Origin of the sequence: Fusibacillus kribbianus (assembly GCF_030053595.1) — a bacterium.
GTDB classification, from domain to species: Bacteria; Bacillota; Clostridia; order Lachnospirales; family Lachnospiraceae; genus Lientehia; species Lientehia kribbiana.
Map to the genome: position 1 here is coordinate 239,126 of NZ_JASGBQ010000002.1, position 12,052 is coordinate 251,177.

Below are 12,052 nucleotides of genomic sequence, written 5' to 3' on the forward strand. Positions count from 1 at the left end.
CCATATTCTGCAAAAAGTTCTGCCTGATTATAACACGTGCCTCGCAAATTGAAAAGGCTTTTTCACAACTGAAAATATCAGGAAAAAGAAAAAACACCCGTGGGAGTTTTGTTCTCTCACGGGTGTCTGAACATATTTTATTCTTCTGCTGCTCTCGCTGCAATCTCCTTCGCCTGTACATCGCTGGGAGCCTGCTCATAGCGGGCAAATTCATACTCAAAATGTCCGATACCGCCGGTCATGGAACGCAGATCGGTGGAGTAGCCGATCAGCTCAGACATGGGAACATCCGCCTCAATGATCTGATTGCCCTTGTGGTCCGGGTTCATGCCCAGCACACGACCTCTTCTCTTGTTTAAATCGCCCATGATATCACCGGTAAATTTATCCGGCACCTTCACCTTCAGGGACGCGATGGGCTCCAGAAGGACAGGCTTGGAAGCGGGATCTGCAAAGGCATTCTTCACTGCCAGAATGGTTGCCATCTTGAAGGCCATTTCGGAAGAGTCAACTGCATGGTAGGAACCGAATACCAGAGTTGCCTTCAGGCCAACAACGGGATAGCCTGCAAGCGGCCCCTTGAGAACGGATTCCTGAATACCCTTCTCTACCGCAGGGAAGTAATTCTTGGGAACAACGCCGCCCACGATCTTCTCTTCAAATACATAAGGCTTATCCAGATCGCCGGAGGGCTCAAATTCGATGACAACATCACCGTACTGGCCGTGTCCGCCGGACTGCTTTTTATGCTTGCCCTGTACCTTAACCTTGCCGCGGATGGTCTCACGGAAGGCAACCTTGGGCTTGGAAAGCTCAACCTCCACCTTATAACGGTTCAGGAGCTTGCTCACCACCACTTCCAGCTGCTGATCGCCGATGCCGTACAGCAGAGTCTGGCGGTTTTCCTTATCATTGACTGTCTTCAGGGTCAGATCCTCTTCCATCAATTTGGAAAGAGCGCCTGCGATCTTATCTTCATCGCCCTTGTTCTTTGCCTTGTAGCACATGTAGGTGTAAGGCTTGGAGATCTCGGGACGGTCAAAAACGATGGCCTTTGCCTTGGTGGAAAGTGTGTCGCCGGTACCGGTCACAGTCAGCTTGGGAATGGCGCCGATATCGCCGCTTCTGAGTGCAGAAACCTCAATAGCCTCCCTGCCGCGCATCACAAACAGTTTGGCAACCTTCTCCTCTGTTTCTTTATTTGCATTGTAAAGAACGCTGTCTGCGCGGAGAACACCGGAGCAGACCTTCACATAGGAATACTTTCCGATAAAAGGATCCACAAGAGTCTTCCAAACCTTGACGCTCAGAGGATTGGCATCCTGATAATTGGCCTCAAACACATCTCCGGTAGCTGCATAGGTACCGGTCACCTCCAGCTTTTCAGGGGATGCGAAATATTTCTCAACTGCCTGCAGAAGCATGGTAGTACCCTGTCCGTTGACACCTGCACCCATGAGTACGGGAACAATGCCGCAGTCCATAACATGCTGACGCAGCGCAATGGAAACCTCATCATAGGTAAACTCATCGCCTGCAAAGTAACGATCCATATACTCCTCACTGGTCTCTGCAACTGCTTCCATAAGCGCTTCACGGCAGATCTCCAGATTCTTCATGGAGTAATCAGGAATCTCACACTCTTCATAATCAGAAAGGCTCAAGAATCTTCTGCCCTTCATCTTCACTACATTTACAAAGCCTACAAACCGCTCATTCTCACGGATCGGCAGATGGAACGGTGCGATTCTCTTGCCGTAGAGTCCTTGCAGATCCTCGATGATCTGACGATAGCTGGCATTATCATCATCCATGTTGGTAACAAAGATCATCCTGGGAAGATTGTGTTCTTCGCAGTATTCCCATGCCTTCTGGGTTCCAACCTCCACACCGGACTTTCCATTTATTACGATGATCGCCGCATCTGCGACGCTTAAAGCCTCTTCCACTTCTCCCACAAAATCAAAATATCCGGGAGTATCCAAAAAATTGATCTTGACGCCTTCCCACATGATGGGAACTACGGTTGTAGATACGGAAAACAGTCTCTTTGTTTCCTCTTTATCGAAATCGCTGATGGTATTGCCATCGGTAATTTTTCCCTGACGTGCGGTAACTCCGGTCACATGAGCCATTGCCTCAACCAAAGTCGTCTTACCTGCTCCTCCATGCCCCAATAATACGACGTTGCGAATTCTTTCCGATTCAAAAACGTTCATAGCTACTTCCTCCCTTAAGTTCGTATTAGCCCCAGCGCCGCCCAGGAATTTGCGGCAAGATGTCTGCATCTCGTGACTTAGCTATATTGTACTAAAAATTTTCGAAAATAGCAACAAAAATATGAAAATCAGACAAACCCGCCTGCACCGTAACGCTTTAACGTGCAAAAGTGTTGACAAAGCCCCTGTTCTGCTCTAAAATAACGATGGTACAGGCGGTTTTCGGACCGCCGGATATCCAGAAAGGACACAGAAAAAATGAAAAATCTGACTATCGGCTTTATTGGTCTGGGCCTGATCGGCGGTTCCATCGCCAAGGGCTTAAAGCGTGCCAATAAAGAGCATTATATCATGGCCTTTGCCCGTCACCGTGAGACACTGGATGCGGCTCTCGCCGACGGTTCCATTGATGAAGCCCTGGACGGAGTCGATGAAAATCTGACACGGTGCGATTACATCTTTCTCTGTACCCCTGTCTCCTACAACGAAGAATATCTGACGGCCATCCGGCCCTTTCTCCGGAAGGACGCCATTTTAACCGATGTGGGAAGCGTAAAGACCAATATCCATGAGGCGGTTGCCCGCATGGGCATGGAGGCCAATTTCATCGGCGGACATCCCATGGCCGGATCGGAAAAAAGCGGCTACCAGTATTCCAACGATCATCTGGTGGAAAACGCTTATTACGTCATTACCCCCACTCCCCTGTCCCCGCCGGACAAGGTGGAAGAGCTTAAGGGGCTGGCCCTTTCCCTGTCCGCCCTCCCCCTGATCCTGGATTATAAGGAGCACGATTACATTGTGGCAGGCATCAGCCATCTGCCCCACCTGATCGCCTCCAGTCTGGTAAATCTGGTGAAGGACAAGGATACCCCCGAGCAGACCATGAAGCTGGTGGCTGCCGGCGGCTTCAAGGATATCACAAGGATCGCATCCTCCTCCCCCGTCATGTGGCAGCAGATCTGCGCCACCAACCGGGATAATATCCAGTCCATCCTCGGCGACTATATTGAAGCACTGAAAAAGGTCCGCACTGCTGTGGCTGACGGCGATGAACAGGCGATCTATGACCTGTTCGACACCTCCAGGGAATACCGGAACTCTATTCCAAACCGGTCTGCAGGCCCCATCAAGAAGGAATTTGCCCTGTACTGTGATATCGTGGATGAATCGGGAGCCATTGCGACCATTGCAACAATCCTGGCTGCCCATCAGATCAGCATTAAAAATATCGGCATCATCCACAACCGGGAATTCGAGGAGGGCGTTCTCAAGATCGAATTTTACGGTGAGGAGGCTTCTTCGAAGGCCGTGGATCTTCTGACCCAGTGCCGCTACACGGTATATCACAAAGGATAGATCATCACAAGAGGTAGCTTATGACAAAGATAAAACCGCTTCGCGGGGAGCTTGCTGTCCCCGGCGATAAATCCATTTCCCATCGGAGCATCATGTTCGGTGCGTTGGCCAGGGGCACGACACGTGTGACAAATTTCCTCCAGGGTGCCGACTGCCTCTCCACCATCGACTGCTTCCGGGCCATGGGAATCTCCATCGAAAATCATACGGATGAGGTGCTCATCCACGGCAAAGGTCTCCACGGCCTGTCTCAGCCGGCAGATGTTCTGGACTGCGGAAACAGCGGTACCACCACAAGACTTATTTCTGGAATTCTCTCTGCCCAGCCCTTTACCACGGAGCTGACAGGAGACGCCTCCATTCGGAAGCGTCCCATGGGCCGGATCATGACTCCTCTGTCTCAAATGGGGGCGAAGATCACCAGCCTTGACAACAATGGATGTGCACCCCTTCGCATATGCGGACAGAAGCTTCACGGTATCCATTATCAGTCCCCCGTCGCCTCGGCCCAGGTAAAATCCGCCATTCTCCTGGCAGGGCTTTACGCCGACGGCATTACAAGGGTTACAGAGCCTTATGTCTCCAGAAATCATACCGAACTCATGCTGGGCGGCTTTGGCGCCAGGGTTTCCTGTGAGGGAACCACAGCTTCCATCAAGCCGCCGGACGAGCTTTTTGCCCAGGAGATCGCTGTACCGGGGGACATTTCCTCCGCCGCCTATTTCCTGACTGCCGCTGCCCTGATTCCCGGTTCTGAGCTCCTCATTAAAAATGTTGGAATCAATCCCACACGGGACGGAATCCTCCGGGTCTATCAGGCCATGGGTGCAGACATTACCCTTCTCAATGAGCGGATCTGCTCCGGTGAACCGGTTGCCGATCTTCTTGTGAAGTCCGCGCCTCTCTGCGGCTCTGACATCGGTGGTTCCCTGATCCCCACTCTGATCGATGAGCTTCCCGTCATCGCTGTGGCCGCCTGCTTTGCAGAAGGAACCACTGTCATCCGTGATGCTGCCGAGCTTAAGGTCAAGGAGTCCAACCGCATCGCCGTTATGGTGGAAAGCCTTTCTGCCATGGGTGCCGATGTGACAGAAACAGAGGACGGCATGATCATTCATGGCGGCCGCCCCCTCCACGGCGTTGTCATCGACAGCCATCTGGATCACCGGATTGCCATGAGCTTCACAGTCGCCGGACTGATCTGCGGCGAAATGCCGGAAATCACCGGCCGGGACTGCGTAAGGATTTCCTATCCAAATTTCTATGAAGATCTGGATCGCTGCATGAAATAAACAAAATACGCCGGGACTGACCGCTTACGGTAAGCTCCCGGCATTTTCTTTTTAAGCCTTTTTGATTCTTCTCAGAATGCAGCACAAAATTCCAAGAGCGCTGCAGCCATAGATCACGTACTGAGCGGACACCACCACCAAAAGATACTGGGTGAAGCCGCCCAGAAAAGCAGGATGATCCGGCAGATAAAGAGTGCATCTGGCGCCAAGGAACGCCAACAGACTGAACAGCACAAAAGCTGTCATACCACGTCCCGTATCGACCTTCTTAAGCCTTCCGTCACAGTATACCCTCCTTCGTCCAAGAGTCCAGACCATAGAAAGGGCCCCATATGCCACCGTAAGAACCGCCAGAGTCAGATACAGAAGCTCCGCATAATTCTTTCTGGTGACCGCATCGGAAAACGAGCCCAACGCCGACCGCTGCATCAAAAAGCCGCGAAGCAGGGCAACGCAGATCACTCCGAGGAATGCCACCGTGGCCAGACGTAAAAGCAGAAAATATCCGCGGGACGTTTTCGTCTTTCTCTTTCTTTTTACCCTTTTTCCCGTTATTTCTCTTGCCATTGGCCGGATCTCTGCGATCTCCTCTTCTCTTTCATAGGGATCCCTGCCATATTTTCTGCGGTTCTTCGACTCCCGCCGAACCGGTCCCTCCCATTCCGGTTCCTCCCATTCCGGTTCCTGACAGCCGGTATCCAGTTCTTCCCGGTACTGCTCTTCCCAGTACTGTTCTTCCCCGCCAAACTCCGTTTTCCTCTCCGAAAAAGGCTTTAATACGACTGTCTCGTCCATGTCTTCTGCGTAAAGCTCCGGGGCATTGGCAGTTTTCAAAACCACCGTCTCTTCTTCGTCTGTTTCCCTGTCAGCTTCCCATACCCTGCTGTCCTCGTCCGGTATCCATTCTGTATCTTCCGGCACAAAATCCACGCCGGTAAAGTCATTGACCGTTTCTTTCATATTTTCATCTCCAATCAGAATCCAGATCCTATCCATTTCCTGCAGAAGATTATTCTAGCACATAACCGGAGAAAACGCAAAAAATTCACAAATTCTTCAGAATTCCCGGATCTGGGCAGAAAATCTCATAAAAAACTTTACGCAGAATTCATATGCTGCCCGTTTCTGATTTTACATGGATTGGGTAAAATGGTAACATCGGCGACGGTATGAGTTATCCCCAGTTTCAGGCGTCTTCTGATTATCTGGGTGCAATCGCAGACGACGATTTTGAAAAAGCTCTGCCCAGTGTCAAAGCGGAAGAACGGGACGGCGCTGTTCTGGACGGCCCCGTAAAGCTGAACTTCATGAACAGAAGAACTGGAAGATCGGCGTGGTCAGCTCTGTCAACCTGAATCATGCTACCCCCGCTGCCTTTTATGCATATCAGGCCAGCCGTAATGATTATTATGAGATTGGTTTGGAACTGGTAGACTCCGGCTTTGAATACTTCGCAGGCGGTGGTCTGAAAAAGGTCACCGGTGCGGATAAGGATAAGACCAGTCTGTATGATCTGGCAGAAGCTGCCGCCTACAAAGTAACCTATACTCAGGCTGTAACTGCCGATGACAGTAAAGTCATTCTGATCGACGAGCATCTGGCCGATTCCGATGCCATGGATTATGAAATGGACCGTGTTGACGGCGAGTGGGCTCTGGCTGACTATGCTGCCAAAGAACATCCTGAAGAAACGCTTATCCTTGTTACCGGTGACCATGAACCCGGCGGCCTGACCATCGGCTTTGCAGGTACTGACTATGACACTTACCTTGATACTTTAACCAATCAGAAAATTTCCTACGCTCAATTCGATGAACAGTATATGGCTTCCTATAAAGAGAACCTCACTTCCTTCGAAGATGCAATGAAGGACGTGGAAGCTCTGTTTGGCCTGAAGATGGTCGGTGAAGAGAATGACCGTCTGGTTCTAACTGAATATGAGATTCAGAGATTGCGTACCGCATATGATCTTAGCATGACAGATTACAACGTGGATGAGTTCACGCAGGAACAATATGTACTCTACGGCGAATACAATCCTTTCTCTGTGACGGTTACCCATATTCTGAACAACAAGTCTGGTGTGGATTTCACCAGCTACTCCCATACCGGTCTTCCAGTGGCTGTCTTTGCTGACGGTATCGGCGCTGAAGCTTTCAGCGGTTACTATGACAACACTGAAATCTACAACAGGCTGGCCGCAATGCTGGGAATAAACTAATTACAAAAAGCATGACACAGGGAGCGGAATGCTCCCTGTGTTTTGGCGTTTGGAAGTTTTATGAAATATCTTATTAACCTAAGGAAAAAGAAAACCTTTGGGCCGGTGCTGCTGTCACTGTTTCTGTTTGTCGTTCTTCTGTTTCTTCCTACCGGGTACGAAGGCGCCTTATCCTATCAAAACGCAGACCGGGTTGACGCTCTTGTCTTATCCACCGATGAAAGTGATATTGTAGATACAGGGCTTGTCCGCAACGGTGAACAACGGTGCCAAGTGCGTATTTTAAGTGGACAATTCAAAGGCAGAGAGGTCACAGCGGTAAACCAGCTGAACGGCTCTCTGGCAGAGGACAAGCTATTTTCTGTCGGGGATAAAGCCTTTGTGGTAGTCAGCCATGCTGCCGGTGAAATCACGACGGTATACATGACAGATCACTTTCGGCTTGATAAAGAAGTCATTTTAGCAGTGCTTTTTATCCTTCTTCTTTTATTGTTTGCCCGGGATACCGGATTAAGAGCGATCCTTTCCTTTATAGACACCATTCTTTTGATGTGGAAGGTACTGATTCCAAGTTTGCTGAATGGCTGGAATCCGATATGGGTTTCCATAATATTGGTACTGCTGCTTACCTTTCCGGTACTCAGCCTGATCTATGGCTGGGACCGCAGATGCCTTGCATCGATTTCCGGCGCAGCACTGGGAATTCTGGTCACCGCTGTACTCGGTTACCTTTTTACTGACCTGTTTCAGATTCACGGAGCAGTCATGGATCTTTCTGTTGATATTTGTTCTGCAGTTTATGAGATTGTAGAAAAAAAGCCGGATATCAGCGCCAGAGACGCTATTTTATCAGGCTTTGCCGTCGGCAGAGCCGCCTGCGGTTCGACAACCACAACACACAGGAAGAAATGGCAAATCGATTAGGTGTCACAACACCTGCTGTGAATAAATGGGAGAATGAAAATTCTTATCCGGACATCGCATTACTTGCACCAATTGCGCGGCTTCTTGGAATATCCCTTGATACACTGCTTTCGTTCCAGGAAGATCTGACCGGGGAGGAAATTACCGCCATTGTTTTGGAGACAGATCAAAGATTAAAAACTTCCACCTATGACGAAGTTTTCCTTTGGGTAAAATCCATAAACGATGGCAAAGAATCATTCAGCAATAATCAACGAAACCGGATAACTGAATATGGTCAGAAATCCCTCTTCACACCTTCCGCCTCGCTCCCATATTATACCAATAAGTAATCTCCGAGGAGAAATAACCCTTGAATCTGAAACGTTTTCCAACACGAAGCCTTTGTCTCATCCTGTACACCCTTCTGCTTTTTGCCATGTTCGCAGGCTGCGGCAAACAATCAGGTGAAGAGAACGGCCTGACCCCTGTCACTTTAAGTGAAGTTGCCCACTCCATTTTCTATGCTCCTCAGTATGTGGCCATCGAAAACGGCTATTTTGAGGAAGAAGGAATTAAGCTGACCCTGGTGAACAGTGCCGGAGCCGACAAGGTCATGACCGCCCTGATCTCCGGCGATGCCGACATCGGGTTTATGGGTTCTGAGGCCAGCATTTACGTTTATGTCGAGGGAAGCTCCGATTATGCCGTCAATTTTGCTCAGCTGACCCAGCGGGCCGGAAACTTTTTAGTTGGACGGGAGGCAGATGAGGGCTTTCAATGGGAGGATTTAAAAGGAAAGAAAGTTCTGGGCGGCCGTGCAGGCGGTATGCCTCAGATGGTCTTTGAATACATTCTGAAAAAGAACGGCATTGATCCGAAGAAGGATCTGGCCATAGACCAGAGCATTAATTTCGGTCTGACTGCTGCCGCCTTCATGGAGGGTGACGCCGATTACACCGTCGAATTTGAGCCCTTCGCCACAAAGATCGAGCTTCAGGGAGCCGGTAAGGTCGTCGCATCCCTCGGAGTGGATTCCGGTTATGTGCCCTATACTGCCTACTGTGCAAAGCAGAGCTATTATATGGAGCATGAAGATGTCATCCAGGGCTTCACCAATGCCATCCAGAAGGGCCTGGATTTCGTAAACAGCCATTCCGCCGAAGAGATTGCCTCAGTCATTGCTCCCCAGTTTGCAGAGACCGAGATAGATACCATCGCGGCCATCGTAGAGCGCTACCTTACCCAGGACACCTGGAAAACAGATCTGGTTTTCAGCAAAGAAAGCTTCGAGCTCCTCCAGGATATCCTGACAGAAGCAGGCGAGCTTGAGGAAAAGGTTCCCTATGAAGATCTTGTCACCACAGAATACGCCGAAAAAGCTGCAGAAAAAATGAAATGATCTCTCCCGGCCTGTTCCGGTATCCCGCACTGCGGGGTCTGGGCAGGCCGAAGCTTAAAGCTCAGCCACCGCTTCAATCTCCACCAGACAGCCGAAATGCAAAGCCGGGACCGGCACCACGATCCTGGCCGGCTTATGATCTCCAAAATATTCGCTGTAGACCCGATTGACTGCATCCCAGTTCTCAATATCAGTCACATAGATCCGGCACTGGACCACCTGCTCCCGGCCGGCTCCTGCTTCCGTAAGGACCCGGTCCAGATTGGAAAGTGCCTGGGCCATGTGCGCCTCCACGCCGCCCTCCGGCAGACGCCGGGTATCCGGATCTATGGAAAGCTGACCCGATATGTAAAGCATCCCGCGGGAGATCATCCCCGCCGAATAATGCCCTTTGTTTTCTCCTTTGTATTCCGGTGTCACTGCCTTCATCCTGTCTTCCTCCAATTCTTTTCAGACTCTCCTGAAAACTCATCAGTGATCAGATTTCAAACCTGCCCCGCACATAGTGATCAGACAGTCGGAAATCTGGCCGTGAAGCTCACAGTAGCGCTCATACGCCGCATAATTGGCCGCCGTCGTATGTTCGCAGTAGATTCCTTTCCGGGCCAGATATTCCCTGGCCGGAAGGATCCTGTCCTCCGGAGCCTCCACCACATCCACATCATACCGGTAAATATAATCCAGAATCTCCTCTCCCCGCATGGGAACGCCGATGGCAATTCCCTCCGCGATGGTCTCCTCCGGCTTTATCGCTGCCGGATGGGTGTCACATGATCTCACTGCCCCGGCAATGGGTGCACAACGCTCGCTCTGAATCACTACCACCTTGGGCATTTGGGAGATGGCGCCGCTTCGAAGAAGCTCCTCCAGAGCCTTCATGGCGCCAAGGAAGAGGGTTCCGTTGCCCACCGGAATAAACAGGTATTCCGGGATCCGGTGAAGCTGTTCAAACACCTCATAAATATAGGTTTTCGTTCCTTCGTAAAAGAAAGGATTATATACATGGCTGGCGTAATACTTTCCCTCTGTCCGCACCGCCTCCCTGCACACATCTGCACAGTGATCGCGGCTGCCCGGGATCAGATGGACCGTGGCTCCGTGAGCCCTTATCATATCGATCTTCTTCGGTGAGGTGCAGTCTCTCACATAAATATCACATTCGATGCCGGCTCTGCCGCAGTAGGCTGCAATGCTGTTTCCGGCATTTCCACTGCTGTCCTGTAAAACGGCATCCACTCCAATGGATTTGCAGTGGGAAACCACCACCGCCGCGCCCCGATCCTTGTAGGAAAGGGTCGGCATGTAATAATCCATCTTGAGAAGCACATGGTCATCCAGCGCGACCACCGGCGTCATCCCCTCTCCCAGGGTGACGTCTCTCCAGGAATCGTCCTCCAGCGCCATAAAGGCCCGGTAACGGAACATGCTCCAGGTATCCTTATCGATCAGCTCCTCCGAAAATGCCGGCGGCGTAAAATCCAGCTTCCAGAGTCCTCCGCATTCGCAGGTTGGTTTTCTTGTACGGGTACTTTCCCGGTGTCCACATCTGGAACAGATGAAATCCATAAGCTCCTCCTGTCAAATCACAAACTGTATGGTACAAAATGCCGCATAGACTGCCAGCAGAACGATTCCCTGAGTTCTGGAAAGCTTCTCCCTTACAAGAGCCGGCACAGTCAGAAACAGCATGACAAACATCATGACCGGGATATCCAGGACAAGAGATGCGTTGTGGCCGGCCAGCATGGCGTTCTGGGGAATGTCGAAGGGGGCCAGCGTCACGGAAAGGCCGCTCACCAGAACCAGGTTGAACAGATTGGCACCGATCACATTTCCCAGGGAAAGAGCCCCATGGCCCTTCACCAGCGAGGTAATGGCCGTCACCAGCTCCGGAAGAGAGGTTCCAAGCGCCACAAAGGTCAGAGCGATCACCGATTCCGGCACACCCAATGCCTGAGCGATAAGGGTTCCGTTGTCAACCAGCAGGTTGGCGCCGACGGCGATCAGAACAGCTCCCACCACCAGAAGGATGATGTCCTTGAGCATGGAGCCTTCCTCCTCGGAAGCCTCTCCCGCCTCAGAAGGCGAAAGCTCCGCTGCCTGGAGTACAGCTTCCTCCGATGAACCGGAAGCCGCCGTATTTGCTGCCTGCGGCATCTTCCGGACCTGCAGCACAGTCACTGTCACATAGATCACAAAAACTGCCAGCAGGACGATTCCCGATATCCGGCTGAAATGTCCCGCGATATAAGCGGTAGCCACATAAAAAATAGCTGCGGCAAAGAAAAAGATCACAGGAGTCTTAAGGGTATTCCGATCCACCCGGGAAGGCCGGATGGCAATGGTAAGAGCCGCGATCAGAGCCGTATTGCAGATAATGGAGCCGATGGCATTTCCGTAGGCGATCTCTCCATGGCCGCTGACAGCAGAGGTGGCTGAAACCATCACCTCCGGAAGAGTCGTTCCGATGGAAACCACCGTTGCTCCGATGAGAAGCTCCGGCACATGAAACCGATGGGCAATTCCGGTGGCTCCGTCCACGAACCAGTCGCCTCCCTTGATCAATAAGATCAGACCAAGAATAAATAAAAGTACAGGCACAAGCATGACATTACTCCCTTTTGTTTTTGAGAAATTGTACCACATTTCCATGGTT

At 51.0% G+C, this 12,052-nt stretch carries 11 protein-coding genes and 1 pseudogene; 7 read left to right on the forward strand and 5 right to left on the reverse strand.

Translation table 11 applies throughout. The annotated features are described in order from the left end of the window. Positions 1-137: 137 nt before the first annotated feature. A complete protein-coding gene (locus QJ036_RS02825; protein WP_283229923.1) occupies positions 138-2,219 on the reverse strand; it encodes an elongation factor G in 2,082 nt (693 codons plus the stop codon). A gap of 258 nt (positions 2,220-2,477) precedes the next feature. Here QJ036_RS02825 and QJ036_RS02830 point away from each other — a divergent pair, with 258 nt between their 5' ends. Together QJ036_RS02830 and aroA are read left to right on the forward strand one after the other, a co-directional pair. Then, the gene (locus tag QJ036_RS02830) at positions 2,478-3,578 is read left to right on the forward strand and encodes a prephenate dehydrogenase (RefSeq protein ID WP_283229924.1); all 1,101 of its coding nucleotides are present in this window, start codon (positions 2,478-2,480) and stop codon (positions 3,576-3,578) included. 20 nt (positions 3,579-3,598) lie between these two features. After that, positions 3,599-4,870 (forward strand): 3-phosphoshikimate 1-carboxyvinyltransferase, encoded by a 1,272-nt coding sequence (gene aroA / locus QJ036_RS02835; RefSeq protein WP_283229925.1) that lies wholly within the window; start codon positions 3,599-3,601, stop codon positions 4,868-4,870. Positions 4,871-4,921: 51 nt separating this feature from the next. On the opposite strand, the gene QJ036_RS02840 is transcribed toward aroA, so the two are convergent. Beyond that, on the reverse strand, positions 4,922-5,830 hold the full coding sequence (locus QJ036_RS02840) for a hypothetical protein (protein WP_283229926.1): 909 nt from the start codon (positions 5,828-5,830) through the stop codon (positions 4,922-4,924). Between the two features lie 209 nt (positions 5,831-6,039). Between QJ036_RS02840 and QJ036_RS02845 the strand changes: the two genes are divergently transcribed. The 5 genes and pseudogenes from QJ036_RS02845 (at position 6,040) to QJ036_RS02865 (ending at position 9,396) form a co-directional block, all read left to right on the forward strand. Beyond that, the gene (locus QJ036_RS02845) at positions 6,040-6,225 is read left to right on the forward strand and encodes a hypothetical protein (RefSeq protein WP_283229927.1); all 186 of its coding nucleotides are present in this window, start codon (positions 6,040-6,042) and stop codon (positions 6,223-6,225) included. Positions 6,226-6,290: 65 nt separating this feature from the next. Then, positions 6,291-7,091 (forward strand): alkaline phosphatase, encoded by an 801-nt coding sequence (locus tag QJ036_RS02850; protein ID WP_283229928.1) that lies wholly within the window; start codon positions 6,291-6,293, stop codon positions 7,089-7,091. A gap of 60 nt (positions 7,092-7,151) precedes the next feature. Next, complete coding sequence (locus QJ036_RS02855; protein WP_283229929.1) at positions 7,152-8,015, forward strand: YibE/F family protein; 864 nt, start codon at positions 7,152-7,154, stop codon at positions 8,013-8,015. Further along, positions 8,000-8,144 (forward strand): annotated as a pseudogene (locus tag QJ036_RS14210) (helix-turn-helix domain-containing protein); the annotation flags it as partial. The gene QJ036_RS02855 and the pseudogene QJ036_RS14210, both read left to right, overlap by 16 nt. 289 nt (positions 8,145-8,433) lie before the next feature. Then, positions 8,434-9,396, forward strand: coding sequence for an ABC transporter substrate-binding protein (locus QJ036_RS02865; protein ID WP_283229957.1), 963 nt, complete (start codon positions 8,434-8,436; stop codon positions 9,394-9,396). Positions 9,397-9,450: 54 nt separating this feature from the next. Here QJ036_RS02865 and QJ036_RS02870 read toward each other — a convergent pair whose 3' ends face one another. From QJ036_RS02870 to QJ036_RS02880, 3 genes are read right to left on the reverse strand one after another with little or no spacing between them, the layout of a single operon-like run. Then, complete coding sequence (locus QJ036_RS02870; protein WP_283229931.1) at positions 9,451-9,825, reverse strand: RidA family protein; 375 nt, start codon at positions 9,823-9,825, stop codon at positions 9,451-9,453. Positions 9,826-9,867: 42 nt separating this feature from the next. After that, positions 9,868-10,962: a threonine synthase gene (locus tag QJ036_RS02875; RefSeq protein ID WP_283229932.1), complete on the reverse strand. Its 1,095-nt coding sequence runs from the start codon at positions 10,960-10,962 to the stop codon at positions 9,868-9,870. 12 nt (positions 10,963-10,974) lie between these two features. Then, positions 10,975-12,003 (reverse strand): calcium/sodium antiporter, encoded by a 1,029-nt coding sequence (locus QJ036_RS02880; RefSeq protein ID WP_283229933.1) that lies wholly within the window; start codon positions 12,001-12,003, stop codon positions 10,975-10,977. Between the last annotated feature and the right edge of the window lie 49 nt (positions 12,004-12,052).

Excerpts from the sequence above, each read along its gene's own strand:
- QJ036_RS02845 (WP_283229927.1), top strand. The coding sequence starts at position 6,040 with ATGAGTTATCCCCAGTTTCAGGCGTCTTCTGATTATCTGGGTGCAATC.
- aroA (WP_283229925.1), top strand. The coding sequence starts at position 3,599 with ATGACAAAGATAAAACCGCTTCGCGGGGAGCTTGCTGTCCCCGGCGAT.
- QJ036_RS02825 (WP_283229923.1), bottom strand. The coding sequence starts at position 2,219 with ATGAACGTTTTTGAATCGGAAAGAATTCGCAACGTCGTATTATTGGGG.
- QJ036_RS02840 (WP_283229926.1), bottom strand. The coding sequence starts at position 5,830 with ATGAAAGAAACGGTCAATGACTTTACCGGCGTGGATTTTGTGCCGGAA.
- QJ036_RS02870 (WP_283229931.1), bottom strand. The coding sequence starts at position 9,825 with ATGAAGGCAGTGACACCGGAATACAAAGGAGAAAACAAAGGGCATTAT.
- QJ036_RS02830 (WP_283229924.1), top strand. The coding sequence starts at position 2,478 with ATGAAAAATCTGACTATCGGCTTTATTGGTCTGGGCCTGATCGGCGGT.
- QJ036_RS02855 (WP_283229929.1), top strand. The coding sequence starts at position 7,152 with ATGAAATATCTTATTAACCTAAGGAAAAAGAAAACCTTTGGGCCGGTG.
- QJ036_RS02865 (WP_283229957.1), top strand. The coding sequence starts at position 8,434 with ATGTTCGCAGGCTGCGGCAAACAATCAGGTGAAGAGAACGGCCTGACC.
- QJ036_RS02880 (WP_283229933.1), bottom strand. The coding sequence starts at position 12,003 with ATGCTTGTGCCTGTACTTTTATTTATTCTTGGTCTGATCTTATTGATC.
- QJ036_RS02875 (WP_283229932.1), bottom strand. The coding sequence starts at position 10,962 with ATGGATTTCATCTGTTCCAGATGTGGACACCGGGAAAGTACCCGTACA.